At 27.9% G+C, this 23,804-nt stretch carries 23 protein-coding genes and 1 riboswitch; of the genes, 16 read left to right on the top strand and 7 right to left on the bottom strand.

Annotation, left to right across the window (positions count from 1 at the left end; all coding sequences use genetic code 11):
* Positions 1-110: 110 nt before the first annotated feature.
* Positions 111-1,718 (bottom strand): sigma 54-interacting transcriptional regulator, encoded by a 1,608-nt coding sequence (locus J7M87_RS00510; protein ID WP_291647618.1) that lies wholly within the window; start codon positions 1,716-1,718, stop codon positions 111-113.
* 249 nt (positions 1,719-1,967) lie between these two features.
* Here J7M87_RS00510 and J7M87_RS00505 point away from each other — a divergent pair, with 249 nt between their 5' ends.
* Genes J7M87_RS00505 through J7M87_RS00490 form a run of 4 tightly spaced genes read left to right on the top strand, consistent with a single transcriptional unit; the run spans position 1,968 to position 5,105 of the window.
* Positions 1,968-2,930, top strand: a complete 963-nt coding sequence (locus tag J7M87_RS00505; RefSeq protein ID WP_008681064.1) for a N(4)-(beta-N-acetylglucosaminyl)-L-asparaginase — start codon at positions 1,968-1,970, stop codon at positions 2,928-2,930.
* 16 nt (positions 2,931-2,946) lie between these two features.
* Positions 2,947-3,555 (top strand): copper homeostasis protein CutC, encoded by a 609-nt coding sequence (locus J7M87_RS00500; RefSeq protein ID WP_291647616.1) that lies wholly within the window; start codon positions 2,947-2,949, stop codon positions 3,553-3,555.
* A gap of 24 nt (positions 3,556-3,579) precedes the next feature.
* Positions 3,580-4,767, top strand: coding sequence for a malic enzyme-like NAD(P)-binding protein (locus tag J7M87_RS00495; protein WP_291647614.1), 1,188 nt, complete (start codon positions 3,580-3,582; stop codon positions 4,765-4,767).
* Positions 4,768-4,790: 23 nt separating this feature from the next.
* Complete coding sequence (locus J7M87_RS00490) at positions 4,791-5,105, top strand: PTS lactose/cellobiose transporter subunit IIA (RefSeq protein ID WP_008681058.1); 315 nt, start codon at positions 4,791-4,793, stop codon at positions 5,103-5,105.
* Between the two features lie 137 nt (positions 5,106-5,242).
* Here J7M87_RS00490 and J7M87_RS00485 read toward each other — a convergent pair whose 3' ends face one another.
* A complete protein-coding gene (locus J7M87_RS00485) occupies positions 5,243-6,226 on the bottom strand; it encodes a P1 family peptidase (RefSeq protein WP_291647610.1) in 984 nt (327 codons plus the stop codon).
* A gap of 236 nt (positions 6,227-6,462) precedes the next feature.
* Between J7M87_RS00485 and J7M87_RS00480 the strand changes: the two genes are divergently transcribed.
* Positions 6,463-7,146 carry a GTP pyrophosphokinase family protein gene (locus J7M87_RS00480; protein ID WP_291647609.1) on the top strand — a complete coding sequence of 228 codons (684 nt, stop codon included), beginning with the start codon at positions 6,463-6,465 and terminating at the stop codon, positions 7,144-7,146.
* Between the two features lie 35 nt (positions 7,147-7,181).
* Here J7M87_RS00480 and J7M87_RS00475 read toward each other — a convergent pair whose 3' ends face one another.
* On the bottom strand, positions 7,182-7,916 hold the full coding sequence (locus tag J7M87_RS00475; RefSeq protein WP_291647608.1) for an NAD-dependent protein deacylase: 735 nt from the start codon (positions 7,914-7,916) through the stop codon (positions 7,182-7,184).
* Positions 7,917-8,165: 249 nt separating this feature from the next.
* On the opposite strand from J7M87_RS00475, the gene J7M87_RS00470 reads away from it, so the two are divergent.
* The 5 genes from J7M87_RS00470 (at position 8,166) to J7M87_RS00450 (ending at position 12,303) form a co-directional block, all read left to right on the top strand.
* The gene (locus J7M87_RS00470) at positions 8,166-8,741 is read left to right on the top strand and encodes a sigma-70 family RNA polymerase sigma factor (RefSeq protein WP_291647607.1); all 576 of its coding nucleotides are present in this window, start codon (positions 8,166-8,168) and stop codon (positions 8,739-8,741) included.
* Positions 8,725-9,831 (top strand): DUF4179 domain-containing protein, encoded by a 1,107-nt coding sequence (locus J7M87_RS00465; protein ID WP_291647594.1) that lies wholly within the window; start codon positions 8,725-8,727, stop codon positions 9,829-9,831. The genes J7M87_RS00470 and J7M87_RS00465 overlap by 17 nt, the downstream gene beginning before the upstream one ends.
* 675 nt (positions 9,832-10,506) lie before the next feature.
* Positions 10,507-11,367, top strand: coding sequence for an AraC family transcriptional regulator (locus tag J7M87_RS00460; RefSeq protein ID WP_291647592.1), 861 nt, complete (start codon positions 10,507-10,509; stop codon positions 11,365-11,367).
* A 213-nt stretch (positions 11,368-11,580) separates the two neighbouring features.
* Complete coding sequence (locus J7M87_RS00455) at positions 11,581-11,769, top strand: hypothetical protein (protein ID WP_291647591.1); 189 nt, start codon at positions 11,581-11,583, stop codon at positions 11,767-11,769.
* Positions 11,770-11,802: 33 nt separating this feature from the next.
* Complete coding sequence (locus tag J7M87_RS00450; RefSeq protein WP_291647589.1) at positions 11,803-12,303, top strand: DNA topology modulation protein; 501 nt, start codon at positions 11,803-11,805, stop codon at positions 12,301-12,303.
* 208 nt (positions 12,304-12,511) lie between these two features.
* On the opposite strand, the gene J7M87_RS00445 is transcribed toward J7M87_RS00450, so the two are convergent.
* Genes J7M87_RS00445 through J7M87_RS00430 form a run of 4 tightly spaced genes read right to left on the bottom strand, consistent with a single transcriptional unit; the run spans position 12,512 to position 15,214 of the window.
* Entirely contained in the window at positions 12,512-12,946 is a 435-nt protein-coding gene (locus tag J7M87_RS00445) for a gamma-glutamylcyclotransferase family protein (RefSeq protein ID WP_291647588.1), read from the bottom strand.
* A complete protein-coding gene (gene pcp / locus J7M87_RS00440; RefSeq protein ID WP_291647586.1) occupies positions 12,946-13,587 on the bottom strand; it encodes a pyroglutamyl-peptidase I in 642 nt (213 codons plus the stop codon). The genes J7M87_RS00445 and pcp overlap by 1 nt, the downstream gene beginning before the upstream one ends.
* Before the next feature lie 22 nt (positions 13,588-13,609).
* Entirely contained in the window at positions 13,610-14,539 is a 930-nt protein-coding gene (locus tag J7M87_RS00435; RefSeq protein ID WP_291647584.1) for a DUF979 domain-containing protein, read from the bottom strand.
* Positions 14,540-14,548: 9 nt separating this feature from the next.
* Positions 14,549-15,214 (bottom strand): DUF969 domain-containing protein, encoded by a 666-nt coding sequence (locus tag J7M87_RS00430; RefSeq protein ID WP_291647583.1) that lies wholly within the window; start codon positions 15,212-15,214, stop codon positions 14,549-14,551.
* A gap of 1,144 nt (positions 15,215-16,358) precedes the next feature.
* Here J7M87_RS00430 and J7M87_RS00425 point away from each other — a divergent pair.
* The 6 genes from J7M87_RS00425 (at position 16,359) to J7M87_RS00400 (ending at position 23,420) form a co-directional block, all read left to right on the top strand.
* Entirely contained in the window at positions 16,359-18,053 is a 1,695-nt protein-coding gene (locus J7M87_RS00425; protein ID WP_291647581.1) for a PTS transporter subunit EIIC, read from the top strand.
* A gap of 354 nt (positions 18,054-18,407) precedes the next feature.
* The gene (locus J7M87_RS00420) at positions 18,408-19,358 is read left to right on the top strand and encodes a metallophosphoesterase (RefSeq protein WP_291647579.1); all 951 of its coding nucleotides are present in this window, start codon (positions 18,408-18,410) and stop codon (positions 19,356-19,358) included.
* A gap of 334 nt (positions 19,359-19,692) precedes the next feature.
* Positions 19,693-20,712, top strand: coding sequence for a homoserine dehydrogenase (locus J7M87_RS00415; RefSeq protein WP_291647576.1), 1,020 nt, complete (start codon positions 19,693-19,695; stop codon positions 20,710-20,712).
* Positions 20,713-20,826: 114 nt separating this feature from the next.
* A complete protein-coding gene (locus tag J7M87_RS00410; RefSeq protein WP_291647575.1) occupies positions 20,827-21,237 on the top strand; it encodes a helix-turn-helix transcriptional regulator in 411 nt (136 codons plus the stop codon).
* A 33-nt stretch (positions 21,238-21,270) separates the two neighbouring features.
* Positions 21,271-21,843 carry a 5-formyltetrahydrofolate cyclo-ligase gene (locus J7M87_RS00405; RefSeq protein WP_291647574.1) on the top strand — a complete coding sequence of 191 codons (573 nt, stop codon included), beginning with the start codon at positions 21,271-21,273 and terminating at the stop codon, positions 21,841-21,843.
* Positions 21,844-21,898: 55 nt separating this feature from the next.
* Positions 21,899-22,017: riboswitch (SAM riboswitch) on the top strand.
* A gap of 119 nt (positions 22,018-22,136) precedes the next feature.
* A complete protein-coding gene (locus J7M87_RS00400) occupies positions 22,137-23,420 on the top strand; it encodes an O-acetylhomoserine aminocarboxypropyltransferase/cysteine synthase family protein (protein WP_291647573.1) in 1,284 nt (427 codons plus the stop codon).
* Positions 23,421-23,804: the final 384 nt, after the last annotated feature.

Raw genomic sequence — 23,804 nt, 5'->3', positions numbered from 1 at the left:
GTTTATTTGAAAATTAAATAAATTATATGATAAATTAAAAGCACCTAATAAGAATAATCACATCTTATTAGGTGCTTTTTATTTTGAAAATCTAAAAATTAATCTGCAAGTTATAGTTTAGAGGTATCTAATTTATTAATGCAGTATATAGTAAATGTCATTAAGAAAATAAATTCTAAGTCAGATAAATTTATATTATATGTTTTTTCAATTAAAGATTTAATTTCCATAGTTAATGGACAATAGTCTTTATATATAGACTTTAGTTTATTTAATGAAGGTAGAGTAGAGTAATCCATAAGATCGATTCGGTCATAAATCATATCGATATGAATGTTAAAGAAAGTTTTAAAATCACTATTAGAAAGTTTTTCATTTATATTATAATCTAATCCTAATAGTTTAGATAATAGTTCATCATATGCTGATTGTTCAAAATTGAAATTATAATTAGCCTTATTTTCAATTACTGAATCGATATATTTAGTAAAATAATTAATAATTAAATTTGTACAATTTTCTTTATGATGTATAGCACTATCTATATTATTTATAAAATCCTTGTAGCTTGATAAAATCATATGTTTTTGTTTTAAAAATGAATGGCTTGTTATCTCTGTATTTTTATCATAAACAAAGTATCCATCTACTGAATTAAGAGATTCAATAAGTAGTTTTTCTCGATCTAAAGGATTATTAAGAGCTCTTTTAATATCCAAAGGTAAATCTGGACTATTTATTTTTATATGTTTTTTATTATTTATAAAATACTCGGAATAAGCATTAGCCACAGCAAGAATAATATCATTTTTTAATTGTCCAACATTATACGGACAATCATAGGACAATAAACATAACATTGAATTTTTTGATACAAGTACAGGTTTATCTAGTTTTATACTTTCTTCTTTAATAAAAGATTCTATTAAGGTCAATCGTTCTTCTAAAAGCCTTTCATTTAAATCAGGTAAATTTATCTTTATAGGGATTCTTCTTATAAATGTGTCTAATAATGATGAATTTATATCTTTGTTAGTAGCGCATATTATACGAGCAGAGGATTTAATTCTTTTAGATACTTCTCCTAATCTCTTAAAATATCCAGTATCCATAAAGACAAATAACATTTCTTGGCCTTCACTTGGTAGATTATGAATTTCATCTAAGAATAAAATACCGCCATTTGCTTCTTCTATTAATCCAGGTCTATCCTCATTAGCTCCTGTAAATGTACCTTTTTTTACTCCAAATAACTGAGCACTTAATAGTTGAGTATTACTTGAATAATCTGAACAGTTAAAATGAATGAAAGGCATATCTTTTGTATCATCTAAAGAATTAGAATACTCATGCATAAGCTTTGCTAGCATGGATTTACCAACCCCTGTATCACCGATTATTAAGGAGTTCATACCATTTGGAGGGTATAGTATTGCAGTTTTAGCTAATTTAATTGCAGGAGCAAGGGATGGATATAAATAACTTAGTTTATCCATTGAAGATTTTTTAGAAAAATCAGTAGCGTTAGGATTATTAAAAAAATATTTTACTGGACGACTATTATTTTTAAATAGCTTTCCATTTTTTAATAGTATATTTAAATCTTTGCTTACATTTGAACGCTCCAAATTAAGATATTTACTTATATCTAAAGTCGTTATACCATCACCATTATCAAGCTTTTTAACAGTATTATAAATTAAATCAATTCTTTTCATAAGTGATCCCTTCTTATAAGATTATTGTTTGTATAGAAGATATATGTAATTTGTATTGTTATTATTAAAAAATTTAAGTTACTGTATTAAAAATAAATTAAATTATTATTATATGTATCATTTTACAATACACTTATATGCAAAGGCAATTAATAGTTATAATATTCTTTAAAATACTACTTACATACAATGTTGGCATAGATATTGCTTTTAATAATTGCATAGTTAATTGAAGTGGAGGAGAGACTTATGAAATATGCAATGATAGCAACATGGAGAATGGCAGTCGAAGGAATAACTAGTTCAGCAGAACTATTAAGGGATGAAAAATCAGCAGGAGATGCAATAGAAAATGCAATAAAAATGGTAGAAGACTTTCCTTTCTATAAATCAGTAGGATATGGTGGATTACCAAATGAAGAATGTGAAGTTGAGCTAGATGCTGCTTATATGGATGGTGATTCCCTTTCAATTGGTGCGATAGCTGGAATTAAAGATTTTAAGAACCCAATTAGTATAGCAAGAAAATTAAGCAATGAGCAAGTGAATTGCTTTTTACAGGGGTTAGGTGCAGAAGCATTTGCCCATAAAAATGGTTTTGAAAGAGTTAATATGCTTACAGATAGAGCAAAATTACATTATGAAAAGAAAAGAAGAGAAATTGCAAAAGAAGGGTTGAGCCCATATGATGGACATGATACAGTTGGAATGGTGGCACTTGATTCTAATAAGAAAATGGTAGCAGGAACATCAACTAGTGGTTTATTTATGAAGAAAAAAGGAAGAGTAGGGGATTCACCTTTATCTGGATCAGGCTTCTATGTAGATAGTGAAGTTGGTGGTGCTACAGCAACAGGCCTTGGAGAAGATTTAATGAAGGGATGTATATCTTATGAGATAGTAAGATTAATGAAAGAAGGGCATCATCCTCAAGAAGCAGCTGATATGGCAGTTGAAAAATTAGATAAAGAGCTTATAAGAAGAAGAGGTAAGGCTGGTGATTTATCAGTAGTAGCATTAAATAATAAAGGAGAATTTGGAGTTGCTACAAATATTGAAGGTTTCTCATTCTCAGTAGTTACAGAAGATTTAGAACCAACAGTCTACGTGTGTAATAAACAAGAAAATGGAAAAACTACTTATGAAGTAGCAAGTCAAGAATGGTTAGATGCCTATTTAAAGAGAATTAAGTCGCCTATAACATTTGACTAAAGTAAGGAGTAATTTTATGAGTATATATGAAGCTTGTGTTGGAAATTACAATGAGGCTGTTAGAGCTGAAGATTTAGGAGCTAATAGAATAGAACTTTGTGATAATCTTTTGGAAGACGGAACAACACCTAGTTTTGGAACAATTAAAAAAGCTGTAGAAAAGTTAAATATTCCAATAATGGTTATTATAAGGCCAAGAGGTGGAAACTTCGAGTATTCTGAAGATGAAGCTGATATAATGATACAAGATATTAAATTGTGTAAAGATTTAGGAGCACATGGTGTAGTAATAGGAGCTTTGAAAGGAAACACAATAGATTTAGACTTAACTAAAAAAATGGTAGAAGCAGCTAAACCAATGAAAGTAACATTTCATATGGCTTTTGATAGTATTGATGATAAAAAATCTGCAATTGATGATTTAGTAAAGCTTGGAGTAGATAGAATACTAACTAAAGGTGGATGTGAAAATGCACTAGAAGGAAAAGATAAGCTTAAGGAATTAGTCGATTATGCAGAAGATAGAATAATAATTATGCCGGGGAAAGGTGTTAATAAAGATAATAGAGAGTATATTTTAGAATATACTGGAGCTAAAGAAATTCATGGTACTAAAGTTGTTTAGTGAAAAGAAAGAAGGGTGATATACTTGAATATATATGAGGAATCTTTAGAATTTCATAAACAAGTAAAAGGAAAATTTGAAATAACTTCAAGAGTAGCTATAGAAAATGAAAAAGACTTAAGTTTAGCATATACTCCTGGTGTTGCAGAGCCTTGTAGAGAAATACATAAAGACCCAGAAGCGGCATATGTTTATACAAGAAAGTGGAATACAGTAGCAGTTGTATCTGATGGAACTGCAGTTTTAGGTTTAGGAGATATTGGACCTTTAGCAGCATTACCAGTAATGGAAGGAAAAAGTATACTATTTAAGAATTTTGCTGATGTGGATGCATTTCCATTAGTATTGAACACAAAGGATACTGATGAAATAGTTGAAACAATAGTTAGAATATCTCCTACTTTAGGTGGAGTAAATCTTGAAGATATATCAGCACCAAGATGTTTTGAAATAGAAAAAAAATTAAAAGAAAAATTAGATATACCAGTATTTCATGATGATCAACATGGAACAGCAATAGTGGTTTTAGCGGCTTTAGTAAATTCATTAAAAATAGTTAAAAAAAGATTAGAAAATTTAAAAGTTATTGTTAATGGAGATGGATCAGCAGGTAGTGCTATTACTAGATTGTTGTTATCATCTGGAATAAGAAATTTAATAGTTTGTGGCAAGGATGGAGCAATATATAAGGGGATGAATTATCCTAATGAATCAATAAAAGAATTAGCCTCCATAACGAATCCTAATAATGAAAAAGGTAAATTAGGTGAAGTTATAAATGGAGCAGATTTATTTATTGGTGTATCAGTTGGAAATGTTTTGACTAAGGATATGGTATCAAGAATGAATAAAGGTGCTATAATATTTGCTATGGCAAATCCTATTCCAGAGATATTTCCAGAAGAGGCGAAGGATGCTGGAGCAAGGATAGTTGGAACAGGAAGATCGGATTATTCAAATCAAATAAATAATGTATTAGCTTTCCCAGGAATATTTAGGGGAGCGTTAGATGTTAGGGCAACAGAAATAAATGAAGAGATGAAAATTGCAGCTGCTTATGCTATAGCAAATTTTGTTTCAATAGAAGAGTTAAGTGAAGAAAAAATTCTTCCAAAGGCATTTGAAAAAGGTGTTGGGGCAGCAGTAGCAGAGGCTGTAAAAAAAGCAGCAGTAGAAACAAAGGTAGCCAAAGTAGTAAAAGTGCAAAAGTAGATAAATAGTGGAGGATGGAATAAATGGATAATTTAGAATTAGTATCATTTCAATTAATTAGTAATGTAGGAGAAGCAAGATCAGCTTTATTTGAAGCTATGAGAGCTGCAAGAGAAGAATGTTTTGAAGAAGCAGATAAATTAGTAAGGGATGCAGAAGATTCATTGATAAAAGCACATGAATCACATAGTTCTCTAATTATGCAAGAAGCATCAGGAGATAAGGTGCAAATATCATTACTTTTAATGCATGCAGAAGATCAATTAATGACAACAGAACTTTTAAAAGGAATGGCAAAGGAAGTTATTTTAACTCATAAAAAGTATTCAAATAAATAATAATTAAATATCAGATTAAATGTTAACATAAATTTAGGAAAGATTTTATAGATAAAATAAATTAATAAAAATATAGATAAAAAATCTCTATATAAATGGTTTTACTGTATACTATTTATATAGAGATCTTTTATATATTAAAATTTATTATTTAATGTGTCTATTAGTGAAAGTCTACTATTTCCATCCCTTCCTATAAGAGTTTTATTATTATATAATGAGGTCATAATTGCGTCTTCACAGGCTTCAATAGAAGCTCTAAATACTATATCAATTTTATTTTCATGAATTTCCTTTATATTAATTATATCAGTAGTTTGATAATGAGGAATTATATTAGCAGTAGAGAATCCTATTACGATATCACCACTTCCATTTCCTAAATATGATCCTAACCTTGCTAATGAAGCACTCATTCTTTTACAAACTCTTTTTAGTTGACGTGATGACAATGGTATATCAGTAGCAAGTATCATCATAATGCTACCTTTTTCTAAAGTTTCATCATCAATATCTGAAAAACTAATATTATCGAAAATAAAGTCTTTTTTTAATCCAAAATTACTTAATACAAGAAGACCTACAGTGTACTCTTGTCCATCTAGCTCAACAATACGAGAAGCAGATCCAATACCACCTTTCATTTGGAAACATGACATCCCTCTACCAGCCCCTACGCTACCAAGTTCAAAGTCGATAGTTGCATTATGAATAGCTTCATAGACATCTTCTTCTTTCACAGCACAAGCACGAATATCGTTAAGGTAACCATCATTACATTCCCCTACAACAGTATTAATAGTTCCTGTTTCTTTACCGATATCAGGATTATCCTTTAACATATGCTTTACAATAGCTTGCTGAACAGTGCCTACATTTAAGGTATTTGTAAGACCTATAATACTTTCTAAAGTACCAAGTTCATCAATTTGAATTAAACCACTCGTTTTTCCAAATCCATTAATTACATAAGATGATGCCACATATTTATTTTGAAATATATTATCTTCACTTGGAATAATAATAGTTACACCTGTATGAATATCTCCATTATCAATTGTTTTATGACCAACCTTTATTCCTTTAACATCAGTAATTTTATTTAATCTTCCTGTTTTCATTTATATCTCCCATTTTAATACCTATTTTATTAATTATTTCCATATAATTATAACATACTAAAGATTTAAGAATTAATACTAATTTATATAAAAGCTATATATAAATTGATTATATATATTATTTATTTAGAATATTTAAAATAAATTATTAATATATAGTTAAGATTGATGCTTTTATATTTAGCTAATGTTAATATAAAAATATATTCAAATTAGCTAAAATAAAGGATGATTATATGTTAAAAAATGTTGGTAAAAAAATTTTTAGAGAAAGAATAATAAATGAGGATTTTTTGGATGCTATACAAAAAAATATAATGCCAATGAATGAATTAATGGCTTACTATCGTTGTGCAATTATGGAAGTTGAAACAAAGTTTAATGTATTAAATGAAGAATTTTCATTACAGTATGATAGAAATCCAATAGAAAATGTAAAGTCTAGATTGAAGTCTACTGATAGTATTATAAGAAAGCTTAAGAAAAAAGAGTTACCTTTTTCACTGGAAGCAATGCAAGAAAATATAAATGATGTAGCTGGGATAAGAGTAATTTGCTCATTTCCAGAAGATATTTATATGTTAGCGGACTGTTTATTAAGTCAAGATGATATTAAGTTAATTGCAAAGAAAGATTATATAAAGAATCCGAAAAAAAGCGGATATAGAAGTTTACATTTAATTATCGAAGTACCAATTTTCTTGAAGAATGAAAAGAGGTACATGAAGGTAGAGGTGCAGCTTAGAACGATAGCTATGGATTTTTGGGCAAGCTTAGAACATAAATTAAGATATAAGAAAAATATTTCTCTAGAGGAAACTGAATTTATTAGTAAAGAGTTACTTGAGTGTTCAGAAATTAGCGCAACTTTAGATAAACGTATGGAAGAGATACGAAATAGAATTGAAAAAAGGTTATAATATAAGGATAAAGATTAAGCTGTCACAATGACAGCTTAACTTAAAATTGCTTCACTTAATACTTTGCCAATAGAATCATGAATAACTAAATCTGCATTATTATCAGCAGAAGTTGTACTCTTATTAATTAGAATTAAATTCTTACCTTTAAAGTAATTTATAAGTCCAGCAGCAGGATAAACAACAAGTGAAGTTCCACCTATGATTAAAGTATCTGCTTCAGATATTGCTTTAATTGAACCTCTGATTACAGAATCATCTAATCCTTCTTCATATAAAACCACATCAGGTTTAACTCTTCCACCACATTTATTACAAGTAGGTACACCTTTAGATTCTAGTATAAACTTTTCATCATAAAATTCATTACAACTACTACAATAATTCCTAAGAACAGATCCATGTAATTCAAAAACATTTTTACTTCCAGCAGTTTGATGAAGACCATCTATATTTTGAGTTATAACTGCTTTTAATTTACCTATTTCCTCAAGCTTAGCTAATGCAATATGAGCTTTATTAGGCTTAGCTTCAGGATATATAAGTTTAGACTTATAAAAGTTAAAGAATTCTTTAGGATATCTAATATAAAAGCTATGGGAAACTAATTGCTCGGGAGTAAATGTAATATTAAGCTTTTCATTAAAAAGACCGTTAGAACTTCTAAAATCGGGAATTCCTGATTCAGTACTAACTCCAGCTCCACCAAAGAAGACTATATTATTGCTCGCTTTTATTATTTCAGTTAATTGTTCTATTTCAATACTCATAAAATCATCTCCATAACAACTATATTCTATATTTATATTATGGCACAAATAAATAGAAAATAGAATTATAATAGGGAAGAAGATTTATAAATTATTTGTTAAGCTGTATCTTTTTTACAGATGGCTTTCAAATAATTTATTAACATTGAAACTTTTCTGTTTTTTTAGGTGTATAGTAGAGTGAATAGAATATTATGCATAATTGATATTTAATAAAAACAGGAAGGGTTATGTAGAGGGAGAAAAAATATGGTTAAGATTCAAGCGGAAGATACCTTAATTTTAAAAGGCATTTGTAAGGGAAATGACACATACTTGAATAAACTAATGGATAAATATATTCCGTATGTTTCAAAAATAGTTTTTTCTTTAGGTGGTCATTTTTTATCAAAAGAGGATATTGAAGAAATTATATCTGATACCTTTTATGCTATTTGGCAAAGTCGAAAAAAACTTAGAGTCAATGAAGATATAAAACCTTATTTGGCTCAAATTGCAAGAAATAAAACAAAAAATAAATTACGAGAACTTACAAATGCATCTGTACAAATGATTGAAAACTTAGATGGTATTATTGAAGACAGTATATTTGTTGATGATCTTATTACAAGTGAACAGATTGAAGAGATTCAAACAGTTGTAAATAGCTTTAGTAATCCGGAAAAGGAAATACTATATGGTTATTATTTTTATGAATTTAAACTTAACTATATTGCAAATAAATTAGATTTACCTCTTTCTACTGTTAAATCTAAACTATATCGTTCAAGAGAAAAATTAAAGCAATTATTAATTGAAGGAGGATTGTATGAAAAAAATATTTGATAGAATGAATGAAGATAAGATTTTTATAAGCAATAGTGATTTTGAAATTGACATAAATAAAATAAAGAAATTAACAATGAACAAGGTTAAAAAAGGAGATAATAGATTCATTTTAAAAAAAATAATTGGGGTAGCTGCATCTTTGGTTATTTTTATTACCATATCGAGTGTCACAACTTATGCACTTGCAGGACCTGTTGCTAGAAGTTATATTGGAGAAATTTTAGGCTTTGAGACTGGTGAAGTTCTACTTGTTGGAGAAACTATTAGTAATAAAGATTATAGCATGACAGTGGAAGATTTTATTTATGATGGTGTGAATGGAGAAGTCACTTTGTCAGTTTCTGCAAATTCAAATTTAGCAAAAGAAAGTTTTATAACAGATAAGATTTATGATAAGTTTGGTCATTTTGGCATTGGATATGGAATAGGAGAGTTAGAGCAATATAATGAGGACAACAAACGATGTTTTTCTATATCATTTACGAGACCAATTAATAAATATAATCATCTTGTTACAAACTTAGATAATTTAGTTTTCACCTTTGATGGCATGAAAGATATGATAAAGATCCCCTTAGAAGAAACTTTAAGTAGCTTTCAAAAAGATATTAGTGTTGCTGCGCAAGGATATTATCCAGTTGAATATAACTCTATCGTATATTCAAAATTAGGGTTCACTATCATTGGCAATATAGAAAAAGAAAATGAATCTTATGAGAATATGAAAATAGACTTTGTTTTAAAAAATGGTGATGTAATAAACTTTGTTAACACTTATGATAGATATATTACTTCGATAAAATCAAATACAAGTAATGAAAATCAAGAAAATTATAACGAAACAATTATAATAGACGGCAAAAGAACAAATGTTAATGTTTCTAAAAACACTCTTGAGCAAAGCAATCTTATAGAAGGTGTTGATTTCATACGTGAAATTAATGATGAATGGTTTGCTGGCAGTGGTGGTTCTGGACATAGTCCAGATACTGATATGATAGAAAATAGTTTTAGATTTACAAAAGCTTTCGATTGGAAAATGGTAGAAAGAATGATTATCAATGGAACAGAAATTGAGTTCAATTAGGATTGATATTCATGATGATTAAATAATGGCTATAAAAACAAGATTAGTATGAAATAAGCGAAGAAATAAGGGAAGAAACTTAATTAATCAAGTAGTTAAAGTGTCTAGATATGATATGCTCCTATTATAGAACAGTTTTATTATTTTAACTGTCTACTATAATGTGAGCATATTACTATTAGGCACTTTTTGTTTTAATAATTAGAGATTGAATTGGTAGTAGAAAAATATTTGAGAATTTTTGGTATATATTTATAAAAACTTAATAGTGATATAATTAATATATCAGATGGTGATATATAGAGAGGTGAATTAAAAATGGGAATACCTATAACAGAGTCAACTTATTATATATTGCTAGCGGTGTTAAAATTGGTGTATGAAATGAATAGTTATGATAAGAATAAGTCAGATCTATTATTTTTTTTAATTATCCTATTAATTATTATAATTATTACTTTTTTAGTTCAAGTATTTAAGTGTAAAAGTAAGATAACATCATTAAAAAATGAATAAGTTTTAAAATTAGAGTGCCTTGATAGACACTCTTTTTGAATTATATTAATTTATATATTATGGTATAATTAGGTAAACTAACTCGGACAAAATTGAGCAAGCTTGGCTAGGAATTATAAATTTTAATACCTTACAATGAATATATGAGGTGAGAAGAAGATGGATTGCATTCAAAGCATACAAAAATCAATTGATTATATGGAAAAGCATATTTTGGAGGATATTAATTATGAAGATGTAGCAAGGCATGTTTATATGTCAAATTATCATTTTCATAGGTTATTTAGCATGATAGCAGGCATAACAGCTAACGAATATATAAGGAAAAGACGTTTGTCTATGGCTGGACAAGAAATTTCTATGTCAGATGCTAAAGTTCTAGATATTTCATTAAAATATCGATATGATTCTCCAGAGAGTTTTTCAAAGGCATTTATGAGATTCCATGGAGTAACACCTAATATAGCAAGACGATCTGGAATGGAATTGAAATCTTTTAATCGCCTTGTAATAAAAATTTCATTGGAAGGTGGAACAGTTATGGATTATAAAATTGTAAAAAAAGAAAGTTTCAAACTGTTAGTAAAGGTTAAGGAGTTCAGAGTAGAATCAATTTCAGAAGATAATAATGAAGATATACCTAACTTTTGGAATGAATGCGCAGAGAATGGTGTGTTTGATGTATTAAAAAGCAACACAACAAATCATGATATTTATGGTGTATGTAAACCTATATCTAAAGAAAGTAAATACTTCGATTATGGAATTGCTATGAAATATGATGGTGGTGATGTACCAGAAGAGTTTAAGGTATGGGATGTAAAGCCAACATTATGGGGAGTTTTTAAATGTATAGGGGAAAATGGAGATTGCATTGGTGAAATGTGGAATAGAATATTTAATGAATTTTTACCAAGCTCAGACTATATTATGTTAGATGATATTGATTTTGAGTTTTATAAAGAAGAGAATGAAGCAGAGTGCTTTTGTGAAATATGGATACCTGTTGAAAAGAAATAAATAAGGTGAAGCTATAGTATATAATATAAAATTTAATATGCTATAGCTCCATTAAATTTTCATAATTAGATCTTAGTTTAGTATATTGATAAGGATTTTAATAATAGAATAATGGGTTATACGGATAAAAATGTATATTTATATAATACAATTATATAAACATATATTATAGAGAAATAGTATAGTAGTGTATAAAAGGATGGTGGGAATTAAATGAAAAATAAAGAAAAGATATTATTATGTTTAACATGCTTTCTAGGAGGAGTTGTAGCTGGTTTTTTAATTGCACCAATTAAGAAGGGAATTTATTTTGGAAATAACTGTGGCAATCATGTTAGAAGTATTGAGGAATTAAAAGAAGTAACGGATAACAGCATAGAAGAAAATAAGAATATAAAATAAATATATTGTAATATACTCAGGAGATAAATAGATATGGAGAGAGTTTTAATTATTGGATGTGGAGGAAGTGGTAAATCTACATTAGCTAGAAATTTATCTAAGAAAACTAATTTACCAGTAGTTCATCTTGATAAGTTATTTTGGAAATCGGGATGGATAAATATATCAAGAGAAGAGTTTAATGTTTTACTTAAAGAAGAATTAAAAAAGGAAAAGTGGATAATAGATGGTAATTATGATAGAACAATAAAGGAAAGAATTGAAATGTGTGATACTGTAATCTATTTAGATTATCCAAGGATGACTTGCTTATTTGGTGTTATAAAAAGAGTATTATTAAGTTATGGTAAAGTACGTCCAGATATGGCAGATGGGTGTTCAGAAAGATTTGATTTGGAGTTTCTAAAATGGATATGGAATTTTAATAAAGAACATAGAGATAAGTTTTACAATATTCTTCAAAAAGAAAAAGACAAGCAGATATACATATTTAAAAATAGAAAAGAATGTAATGAGTTCGTAAAAAACTTATAAGGAGATGAGAATTAGAATAATGGCGTTAGGATTTATAGGTAGCATAATTTTCTTAGTTATTTTGTCTTATATTATCAGGGACTCAGTGGAGAAAGATGTATTTAATGCAGTAAGAAGATATAATAAATGAAAAGAAAAGGATATTTATAATGAAGAATAAAAAACTCAGCATATAGCTGAGTTTTACCTTAGTTCTTTCATTTTTTCACTATTTCACTTCTTTTAGCATATATTCTTTCCAATCGCCATTTTCAATATAAATAGCTTCATCTTGGAATTTTGGATCTATATCTTTATTATAGAAATAAGAATAACAATCTTCAAAGCTTTCATCATCAGTTAGTTTTACTTTTACAACTTTTCTTGAATATTCATTATTTGGGTTTCCTTCGCCTAAGAAGCCTTCCATTTCATCCATAGGCTTAAGTGTTGAATCATAATTTATAAGTTCAACAACTTCACCGACTATGGTATTTTTTCCAGGTAGTACGGCAGGATATCCTTTGTAAGGCATATGATATAATTCAAATCCGCTTATTTCAGCAGGTCTTATAGAATTAATCTTTCCCTTTAAATAAAGGTCATAGTTAAAAAAGCCTTCTCTTAAGCTACCATATACAAAAATCTTGAGTTTCCTATTCATTAGCAAATAGCTCCACCTACAGTTTTTATATCTGATGAATTTTCTATAATAGCTTTGATACTAAGTTCTAGTCCTTTAGATATATCATCAATAGACATAGATGGCATATTAGGTTTTGTAGTTACTTGAGAAGGTATATAAGGTACATGTATAAAACCACCTCTCATATTTGGATATTTTTTATCAATTAAATATAATACTCCATACATAACATGATTACATACAAATGTACCAGCGGTGTTAGATACAGAAGCTGGTATTCCGTTTTCTGTCATTTCTTTTACCATTGCTTTTATAGGAAGGTTTGAGAAATAAGCAGTTTCACCATCTTTAAAAATAGATATATCTATTGGTTGATTACCTTCGTTATCTTTTATTCTTGCATCATCTATGTTAATTGCAACTCTTTCTGGAGTAACGCCAAATCTTCCGCCAGCTTGTCCTACTGATATAACTACATCAGGATTATGTTTTATTATACTGTCTTCAATTGTTTCTATGGATTTTCCAAATACAGTTGGAATTTCTAGTTTTATTATTTCATTATTTAAAATGGTATCAGGTAATTTTTTCACAGCTTCTAATGCTGGATTTATATTTTCTCCACCAAATGGATCAAATCCTGTAATTAATATTTTCATATATAAAGCCTCCCTTACAATGCTAGAATGCTAAAAAGTACATAAGTGGTATATGAATTGCAAGTAATACAATTGCAAATATAGCCTGTGCTTTTATGACAGCATTCTTGTCTTTAGTTTCTAATAAAGCCACTGGCAATACATTAAAGTTTGCCGCCATAGGTGTTAATAATGTTCCACAGAAACCTGCTGTCATGGCTAATGCTGATGCAACAATAGGGTCTCCACCTTGAGCAAATACAAAAGGTACTCCGATTCCAACTGTTATAACGGAAAATGCAGCAAAGCCATTCCCCATGATGGCTGTAAATATAGCCATTCCTATACAATAAGCGCTTATTCCTATTAGTATGTTTCCTTCAGGAATAACGTTTGAAATCATATTTGAGATAATATCACCAACACCAGCAGCGGTAAATAATGCTCCAAGAGCAGCTAGAAGCTGAGGTAATATTGCAGTAGCACCTATAGATTGAAACATTCTATTACTATCTTCAATAAATTCACTAGGTTTAGCTTTTGTTATTATGAATGTTGCAATTAGTGCTATTATCGCAGAAATACCAACAGCCGTTACCCCTGATATTGATGTGAATTGAGCAATGCCTAAAGCAACTAAAGCTATAATTAATGATGGAATAAATATTTTGATTCCAATTTTAGTTGCTTTTAAATTTGCAAAAGTTGTATCTAATTGCTTAATGGTTCCAACATTAATTTGATTAAATGCAGCTAATATACCTATAACAATAATAAGTAACCCAGTTATCATTGGAGGAATAACTTCACCCAATATAAATATAACTCCAAGTATTCCCCAAAAAAGAGAAGTACCGTATTTAGTTTTATGATTTTTATCTTTTAATGTAAACATCATAGTAAGTAGAAAAAATAAACCTACCATAATGTAAAATATTTCTAATAATATATTTGAAAAAATATTAATATCCATAAAGTCTACCTACCTATTTTTATATTTTTTAGCAAGTTTTTTATCTAGATAATAATTTTGAATAGCTCCTAAAATGAAAGCTATTATAGCAATTGGAATTGAAGCTTTAGCAATTTGCAACGTATCCACGTTATATCCTAAAGTTTCTAAGGTACCAGCGATAAGTAAAACACCGGAGTTTGCTATAAATACATTTTGTCCAAAGAAATTACCATAGTTATCAGCAGCAGCAGAGTGAGCTTTTATTAAGTCTTCATCTTCTTCATCTAATTCACCATATTTTGAAATTGCAGCACCTTGAGCCATTGGATTAATTAGTGGTCTTACAAACTGAGGATGTCCACCAAGTTTAACTGCCATTGCAATAGATACTTCTCTAATAAATAAATATCCAGATATAATTTTTCCAGTAGATAAGCCTTTTACATTTTTTATAAGCATTATTGCTTTTTCTTTTAATCCATATCTTTCACATATTCCTATAACAGGAAGAGTAAGTAAAAATAAACACATTTCTCTTTTTTGAACGAAGGTTTGTCCTAAAGTGGTAAGGATTTCTGAAATACTCATACCAGAAACTAGTCCAGTTACTAATCCAGATACAATTACAACAGCAATTGTATTAAACTTTAATGCAAATCCTACAATAATTATTAATATTCCTATTAACGCCATATTTATCGAATCCTTTCGAAATTTGTAGTAAATTAAGTATTTTTTTTATAATTATACAATCAGATTTGTATAAAATCCATAGAAAAATCTGATAATTTATAGTAAATCATGCTATAAAAATGATAAATATAAAAGAGAAACTCTGAATGTTAACAAAGTGTTAATTGTATATTTAAAGATTAATTATAAGTAAAATAGGGTTAATACCAAAGTATAAGTAGAATTGTTATAAAGATGAGATATTGAAAAAAGCATTAATTTGCAATGAAATTTTAAAAAAATGTGAACTGTTGATGAGTTCAAGATAATAATTATATTATTTTACTGTTAATTTGATAATAAAAAAATAGTATGTAGATTTTGGAATCTATTCATACTATTCTTGCGTATTTATAAAATTTTATTATAAGCTAACACAGTATATTAAAAAAAATAAAAAAGACGTTAATAATAAAATAATTGATAAATCTATTCTTAAGGAACTTGCATTGCTAGTATTATTTTCCAAAATATCACCTCATTTAATTTATGTCCAAGTTTATGAAAGTTTAAACAGGTGAAAAGAGTTTATTTAAACGTAAAGGAAATAGTTTGTTATTATAAATATATAGTATATAGATAATACTATTTCAAAAAAATTTATTTTAAAAAGAAATAATAAGATTTATATACATAGTAAATTATTACAAAGTTTAATCGATTAAAAGAAAAGAATTTGAATTATAATAAAATTGGTAATTTTCATCTATAACATATATAATAATAAAGTAACAGGGAGTTGGTTTTATGAATAGACAAAATGAAGATATGAATCAATATAAGTTACTCAATAATATGATAAATAAATTGATGGAAAAAAATAAAATAGTAAAATAATAAAAAATCATTTACATTTAAAAAGTGATATGATATCATAATCACATAATTAAATACGTAGTGTGTTACTGGTTATGCAGGCAAGGACTAAAAATATTATAGATATTACTATATCTATAAGCTTTTGGTCCTTTTTTATTTTTTTACAATAGATTTAAATAATTTTCATAACTATTGTATAAAAAGGAGATAATAAATCCATAGTAGCACATACTACTGTAGTAATTTATTTTTTATTATATAAATATTTTTAAGGAGGAATTATAAGATGCTACAACAATTACAAAGAATCGGTAAAGCTATCATGCTTCCAATCGCAGCTTTACCAATCGCAGGTATTTTATTAGGTGTTGGTGGTGCTTTACTAGGTATATCAGGATTATCTAATCCGCCAGCAGTATATCAACCATTAATAGCATTTGTTAATATTCCTGTAGTTACAGCAATATTAACAATAATGAAAAACGTAGGGGATATAATATTTGGAAACCTACCATTGCTATTTGCAGTAGGTGTTGCAGTTGGACTTGCTAAAAAGGATAAAGGAACTGCAGGCTTAGCTTCAATATTTGGTTTCATAGTTATGAACCAAGTTATATCTTCAATGTTAGCATTAGGATTAACTCAATTAGGAGTTGTTACTCCAGATGCAGTTGGTGAATATGGTACTTATGTTACTACTAACTTAGGTATATTCACATTAAATATGTCAGTATTTGGTGGTATCATAACAGGTATAGTTACAGCAATATTACACAATAAATATCATACAATACAATTACCACAAGTTATTGGATTCTTCTCAGGATCAAGATTTGTACCAATAGTAACTTCTTTAGCCATGGCAATAGTTGGTGCTTTACTAGCATTTATATGGCCAGTAGTTCAAAATGGTATAGGGGTACTTTCTGAATTAGTTAGAAATGCAGGTGCTATAGGAACATTCTTCTATGGAGTTATTGAAAGAGCGTTAATTCCATTTGGATTGCACCACGTATTCTATACACCATTCTGGTATGGATCATTTGTTGAAGGACAAATATTAGTTGATGGTGTATGGCAAACAGTTGCAGGAGCTAATACAGCTTACTTTGCTCAATTATCAAGCATGAGTAGTTTAGTTGGAGCTTCATCAGCAGATATGGCTACAGTAGTTGCAGGTACTACAAGATTTATGGCTGGTAAGTTCCCATTCATGATGTTTGGTCTTCCAGCAGCAGCTTTAGCTATGTATAAGACAGCAGCTCCAAGCAAAAAGAAAGCTGTTGGTTCATTATTAGCATCAGCGGCAGTTACAGCATTACTTACTGGTATAACTGAACCAATCGAATTTACATTCTTATTTGTTGCACCAGTATTATATGGAGTTCACTGTGTATTAGCAGGGTTATCATTCATGTTAATGGATATATTAAATGTATTCATAGGTATGACATTCTCAGGTGGATTAATAGACTTTACATTATTTGGTCTATTACCAGCAGGAGCAGGAGTTCCAACAAACTGGTTGAGATTAATCTTAGTTGGTATAGTATATGCAGTAGTTTACTACTTCTTATTCTTATTCTTAATTAAGAAGTTCAACTTAAAGACTCCTGGTAGAGATGAAAGCGAAGAAGAAGTTAAACTTTATTCAAAAGCTGATTATCAAGAAAAAGCAGGTATTACTCAAGCTGATATAAATGAAAAGTCTGGTAACAATAAGGCTGGAAAAAATGAAATAGTTGAAAAAGCTCCAGCAGTTTTAGCAGCTTTAGGTGGAGAAGAAAACATAGTTAGCGTTGATGCTTGTATAACAAGACTAAGAGTTGAAGTTAAAGATAAAGCAAACGTAAATAAAGATGAGTTAAAATCTTTAGGTGCAGCTGGTGTTGTTGAAGTTGGTAATGGAATTCAAGCTATCTTCGGCGCTAAAGCAGATGCATACAAGAACGAAATTAAAAATATCTTAGATATGGATTAATATTTAGAATATATAATTTTTAAATAAAAGAAAAATCGTTAGTTCTTATAAACAGAATTAACGATTTTTTTTGCCTACAATGTTAAATATATAGTTTGTTTTATTATTACAATAAATCTTAATTATATAATTTTCATTTGCTTAAATTTAATGTGTATATGCTTTTTAAACAGTGTATATATTGAGTTTAAGCATTAGGCATAATTACTGATAGATGCTCAATTAGTAGTAAAGATAAGTAGAGAGTATATTAAATTAAGAAAATTTTAAGTAATAAAAATGAATATTACAAAGATTATAGAAAAAAATAGGGTTATTAATATTTTGTTTAGGTTAATATGGAGGTGATTAAAGATGAAAAAATTTAAATCTACTATTATAATTACAATAATTCTTTTAGGATCAATATTAGTTACATATATTAATGAATCTAAGTCAAATTCAAATGCTAAAACGGTAACATCAAAATCAAATCCAGATCTTTCTTTTGCTGTATTAGGAGATGTTCATGAGAATATTTATCACTTTCAAAAAGCTATTAATGATTTATATGAAATAAATTCTAATATGGACGCATTAGTGTTAAATGGGGATATTGTAGATCAAGGGTTAGATGATCAATACGCTTCAGTAGAAAAGACCTTAAATAAAAATAAAAAGTTATTGCCTAAAACTATTATAAAAAATATTGGTAATCACGAATTTTTTGATTATAATATTAAATCAAATTCACCAGAGCGGGTTCAAATGTTTATAAATAAATATCTTAAGTTTTCAGGAGAAGAGAAAGTATATCATGATAAATGGGTGAGTGGATATCATTTTATATCTCTTGGATCAGAAGATGGTAACTCTGAAACTATAAATTCAGTAACAGCATTTATATCTGACAAACAGTTAGAGTGGTTTAAAGAAAAGTTATCTGAGAACTATAAAAAGGGAAAACCTATATTTGTATTTTTACATCAACATTTAGACTATGGAGATAATCCATGGATTGGATCAAAGCAAAGTGAGGAAATTAAGAAGATATTAGAGCAATATCCAGAAGTGATTATGTTTGCATCACATACTCATAGTGATTTAAATGAAAGTAGTGTAGTTTTAAATAAACCATTTACAATAGTTAATACAGGAGCTATTCATTATACTGTTATACCTGATTTAAATGAAGAAAAGGGTTTTAGAAGAGAAGCAGATTATATTAAAGGAGTTTATATTGAGGTAAGTGATAATAATGTTATTATTAGAGGTAGAAATATAAAAGATAAAGAATGGATATTTAGTACAGAAGTTTCTAATTGATGAACTTGACTAATATAAAAAGAAATTCAAATTTAAATTTTGAGTTTCTTTTTATTTAAAGATTAATTTTTTTAAGAAATAGTAGATCTTCTAAGATTAGATTCAATGAATTTTTGGGTAAAGTTTATTAATGGAATAAATGTATTATTGTTGGACATATATATCAAAAGTATCTAAAAGACAATATAGAAAAGTTTTTAGATGAAAATATAAATGGTGATATATAAGGTTTATATTATTGTAGGTTTTTAGTTGATATAGTGAAAAGCATATGAAAAAGAAAAAATATAATATAAAAATGATATACTATAATAATATAAAGGGGGCATGTATTATGAATATAGGTATAATAGGATTTGGAGGAGTTAGCAAAGCTTTAATAAAACTCTTAAAAGATAAAAATGAATATTTATCTAATCTAGGAATTGATATAAAGGTTAAATACATAATAAAAAGTAATGGCGGAATTTATAATAACTCAGGAATAAACTTAGATGAAATTATAAGCAATGATTTTAAATTAAATCTAGATAGTCTACAATTTGAAAAAGACATAAATATAAATACGATAATAAAAAATAATGATATAGACATGCTTGTAGAGTTAACAAGCACTAATATAGAAACAGGGGAACCGGGTTTAACTCATATAAGATTAGCTTTAGAGAGTTCTATTAACGTAGTAACTGGTAATAAGGGACCAATATTATTACAATATAAAAGCTTAAAAAACTTAGCTGATAAAAATAATGTAAAGCTTGGGATAGGGTGCACAACAGGCGGGGCACTTCCATCTATAAATGTCGGAACTTTTGATATAGCAGGATCAGATGTGTTGTCAATTGAAGGTATATTAAATGGAACAAGTAATTATATTTTAACTGAAATGTATGAAAATGGAGTTGATTATGACGAAGCATTAAACAAAGCTATAAGTTTAGAAATAGCAGAAGCAAATTATAATCTAGATGTAGAAGGATATGATACTGCATCAAAAATTTTAATACTAGCTAATGTTATTATGAATTCTAGTTTAACCATCGATGATATTAAGATACAAGGAATAAATTTATTAGATAAAAGGTTAATAATAAATGAAAAAAAGAATGGCAATAAAATTAAATTAATAGGAAGAGCATATAAAGAGGGTAATGAAATAATAGCACATGTAAAACCAGAAGTTATAGGTAAAAGTCACCCTCTATATTTTGTAGATGGTAAAAATAAAGGTGTGCTTTATAGTACAGATACTTTAGGAGACATTAGTGTAATAGGCGGTGCATCAGGAACTATAAATGCAGCTGCAGCAATATTAAGAGACATAATAAATATATCAAAGAGAAAGTGTAAATAGAATTGCGAATATAATAGCAAATATACCAAAGTATCTTATAGCAACTTTAAGTTGACAAAAAGCAAACTGTGATTGGTAGCATAATAACTTAGTATTAAATATTCTTTAAGAGAGGTGATAAGATTGATTTTTTCAGAAAAATTACAAATTTTAAGGAAGGAAAAAGGACTATCTCAAGAAAAATTAGCAGAATTACTATCTGTATCTAGACAAGCAGTTTCAAAGTGGGAGTCTGGTCAAACATACCCTGAAATAGAAAAATTAATAGTTTTAAGTGATTTATTTGAAATAACATTGGATGATCTATTAAAGGATAAAGATACTGAATGTGAAAGTAAAGATAATAATAAAATTAAAATAAACGATGAAAGTGAAGATTTAGAGGAAAAGGATGAATTAATAATGTTAGGAGGATTTATTGCTGGAACTGCACTTGGATTTATTACAGATAACTTTATGTTAGGAACAGTAGCAGCATTTTTAGGGTTAGGAGTATCCTATATTATTAAAGGGATTAAAAATTAGATATGTAATCAAAAATATATTTAGGAGAATATTATGAATAAAGAAGAAAAAAAGGTTTTAAGAAATAAAATATTAGAAATAAGAGATTCACTAGATAACGAAGAAAAACAATTAATGGATAATAAAATATTTAATGAATTAATAAATACAGAATTATATAAAAAGGCTGTTAATATATTTATTTACATAAGTTTTAGCAATGAAATAAATACTATTGATATAATAGAAAAAGCTTTTAAAGATAAGAAAAATGTGTTTATTCCTAAAGTTTATAAAGCTGATAAATTTATGAGAGCAATAAAGTTAAATTCTTTTAATGAGTTAAAGAAAAATTCAATGGGAATATTAGAGCCAATAGACGATTCTAATTTTATTGAAAAAGAAAATATAGATTTAATAATAGTACCAGGAGTAGTTTTTGATAATGAGTGCAATAGAATAGGTTATGGGGGAGGATACTACGATAGGTATTTAAGTGATATAAAATCTAAAAGAAATAAAATAGCTTTAGCTTATGATTTGCAGATAGTTAATAAAATTGAATCAGAATCACATGATATTAAAGTAGACTATATAATAACAAATAGCCAAATTATAGAAAAATAATAGTTGAAAAAGGGAAAATATAGTGTATAATGGATTATAAATTAAATAAATAAAGACTTTATTAAGAATGGTGGAGGGACTGGCCCCATGAAACCTAGCAACCTACGAAATATAATATTATTTATAAATTAGTGTGGTGCTAAATCCTGCAAGCAGTTGCTTGGCAAATAAGGTATTTCATTAAGTTTATTAGTGAATAGTTTAGTATATTTAGGTTGCTTCTTATTTGAAGTAACTTTTTTTATTTTATAAAAAAGCAATAAGCAATAATATTAAATAAGGGGGCTTTCAATATGGTAGAAAAATGGGGAAAAGGGACAATATGTATTCAAGGAGGTTATACACCAAAGGCTGGGGAACCTAGGGTATTACCAATATTTCAAACAGTAACTTATAAGTATGATAATCCAGATCACTTAGAAAATTTATTTAACTTAGAAGCAGAGGGGCATTTGTATAGTAGAATATCTAATCCTACAGTTTGTGCATTAGAAGATAAGTTTGCAAGACTTCAAGGGGGAGTTGGGGCAGTAGCTACAGCATCAGGACAAGCAGCCGTATTATATTCAATATTAAATATATGTAAGGTTGGGGATCATATAATATCAGCATCATCTTTATATGGTGGAACAGTTAATTTATTTACAGTTAATATTAAAAAGATGGGGATAGATGTAACCTTTGTTGATCCAGAAGCAAGTAAGGAAGAAATTCTTTCATGTGCAAATGAAAATACTAAAGCAGTATATGGAGAGACAATTGGTAATCCAGGATTAAATATATTAGATTTTGATAAGTTCTCAGAGGTTGCAAAGGAGTTAAAGGTTCCATTTATAGTAGATAATACTGTAGGAACTCCATATTTGTGTAATCCATTTGAACATGGGGCAAATATAGTGGTACATTCAACTACTAAATATGCAGATGGACATGCACAGAGCATTGGGGGAATAGTAGTTGATGGAGGAAATTTTGATTGGGCAAATGGAAATTTTGAAGAATTTACGCTACCAGATCCAAGTTATCATGGATTAAAATATGTAGAATCATTTGGAGATGCTGCATATATTACAAAATTAAGAGTTACATTAGGACGAGATATTGGGGCATGTCAAAGTCCATTTAATGCTTACCTAACTAATTTAGGTTTAGAAACTCTTCATTTAAGAATGGAAAGACATTCACAAAATGCCTTAGAACTAGCAAAATGGTTAGAAAAACATCCTAAAATAAAGTGGGTTAATTATCCATATCTTGAAACAAACTCACAGTATGATAAAGCAAAGAAATATTTAAAAGGCGGAGGAAGTGGATTATTAACCTTTGGAATAAAAGGAGATATAGAAACAGCAAAGAAATTTACAAAATCATTAAATTTAGTAGCATTAGTAGTCACTTTAGGAGATGTTAGAAGCTGTCTTTTACATCCAGCAACAACTACACATAGTCAATTATCAAAAGAAGAGCAAATAGCAAGTGGAGTAACACCTGATTTGATGAGAGTTTCAATTGGAATTGAGGATATAAGAGATATAATTGCAGATTTTGAACAAGCACTAAACTCAATTAACAGTTAATAATGAATAATAAAAAACTAATAAGAAAATAAAAAAATCAATGTTGTTTAAAATTTTATTTCAAAGGGGATCGCGTTTCGTGCCCCATTTGAAAAATATGATATTTTAATAAATTAGAATAATATTTTTGTTAAAAGCTACTATTTTTAATTGATATTAGAAAATAGTAGCTTTTATATTGTTAGTTTTAAATTTATAAACAATATAGAAATTAAAATAGAATATACTAAGTAGAAATATGTTAAAATATACTTGGATATAATAAGAATTAGGAGAAAGTCAATTATATAGGGGAAAAGTTTATGAGTAAGTTTATTAAAAGTATTATTTATATTTTAGGTATATGTTGATTATTCATATGTGGCTACATTAATGTAATAAATG

It is taken from the genome of Clostridium sp. (assembly GCF_017888565.1).
In the GTDB taxonomy this organism is placed as follows: Bacteria; Bacillota; Clostridia; order Clostridiales; family Clostridiaceae; genus Clostridium.
The sequence above is the reverse complement of the archived record's forward strand: the minus strand, read 5'-3'. Positions and strand labels throughout refer to the sequence as shown.

Bases quoted from the DNA above. Each gene is read 5' to 3' on its own strand.
- J7M87_RS00510 (WP_291647618.1), bottom strand. From the start codon at position 1,718: ATGAAAAGAATTGATTTAATTTATAATACTGTTAAAAAGCTTGATAAT.
- J7M87_RS00505 (WP_008681064.1), top strand. From the start codon at position 1,968: ATGAAATATGCAATGATAGCAACATGGAGAATGGCAGTCGAAGGAATA.
- J7M87_RS00500 (WP_291647616.1), top strand. From the start codon at position 2,947: ATGAGTATATATGAAGCTTGTGTTGGAAATTACAATGAGGCTGTTAGA.
- J7M87_RS00490 (WP_008681058.1), top strand. From the start codon at position 4,791: ATGGATAATTTAGAATTAGTATCATTTCAATTAATTAGTAATGTAGGA.
- J7M87_RS00485 (WP_291647610.1), bottom strand. From the start codon at position 6,226: ATGAAAACAGGAAGATTAAATAAAATTACTGATGTTAAAGGAATAAAG.
- J7M87_RS00480 (WP_291647609.1), top strand. From the start codon at position 6,463: ATGTTAAAAAATGTTGGTAAAAAAATTTTTAGAGAAAGAATAATAAAT.
- J7M87_RS00475 (WP_291647608.1), bottom strand. From the start codon at position 7,916: ATGAGTATTGAAATAGAACAATTAACTGAAATAATAAAAGCGAGCAAT.
- J7M87_RS00470 (WP_291647607.1), top strand. From the start codon at position 8,166: ATGGTTAAGATTCAAGCGGAAGATACCTTAATTTTAAAAGGCATTTGT.
- J7M87_RS00465 (WP_291647594.1), top strand. From the start codon at position 8,725: ATGAAAAAAATATTTGATAGAATGAATGAAGATAAGATTTTTATAAGC.
- J7M87_RS00460 (WP_291647592.1), top strand. From the start codon at position 10,507: ATGGATTGCATTCAAAGCATACAAAAATCAATTGATTATATGGAAAAG.
- J7M87_RS00455 (WP_291647591.1), top strand. From the start codon at position 11,581: ATGAAAAATAAAGAAAAGATATTATTATGTTTAACATGCTTTCTAGGA.
- J7M87_RS00450 (WP_291647589.1), top strand. From the start codon at position 11,803: ATGGAGAGAGTTTTAATTATTGGATGTGGAGGAAGTGGTAAATCTACA.
- J7M87_RS00445 (WP_291647588.1), bottom strand. From the start codon at position 12,946: ATGAATAGGAAACTCAAGATTTTTGTATATGGTAGCTTAAGAGAAGGC.
- pcp (WP_291647586.1), bottom strand. From the start codon at position 13,587: ATGAAAATATTAATTACAGGATTTGATCCATTTGGTGGAGAAAATATA.
- J7M87_RS00435 (WP_291647584.1), bottom strand. From the start codon at position 14,539: ATGGATATTAATATTTTTTCAAATATATTATTAGAAATATTTTACATT.
- J7M87_RS00430 (WP_291647583.1), bottom strand. From the start codon at position 15,214: ATGGCGTTAATAGGAATATTAATAATTATTGTAGGATTTGCATTAAAG.
- J7M87_RS00425 (WP_291647581.1), top strand. From the start codon at position 16,359: ATGCTACAACAATTACAAAGAATCGGTAAAGCTATCATGCTTCCAATC.
- J7M87_RS00420 (WP_291647579.1), top strand. From the start codon at position 18,408: ATGAAAAAATTTAAATCTACTATTATAATTACAATAATTCTTTTAGGA.
- J7M87_RS00415 (WP_291647576.1), top strand. From the start codon at position 19,693: ATGAATATAGGTATAATAGGATTTGGAGGAGTTAGCAAAGCTTTAATA.
- J7M87_RS00405 (WP_291647574.1), top strand. From the start codon at position 21,271: ATGAATAAAGAAGAAAAAAAGGTTTTAAGAAATAAAATATTAGAAATA.
- J7M87_RS00400 (WP_291647573.1), top strand. From the start codon at position 22,137: ATGGTAGAAAAATGGGGAAAAGGGACAATATGTATTCAAGGAGGTTAT.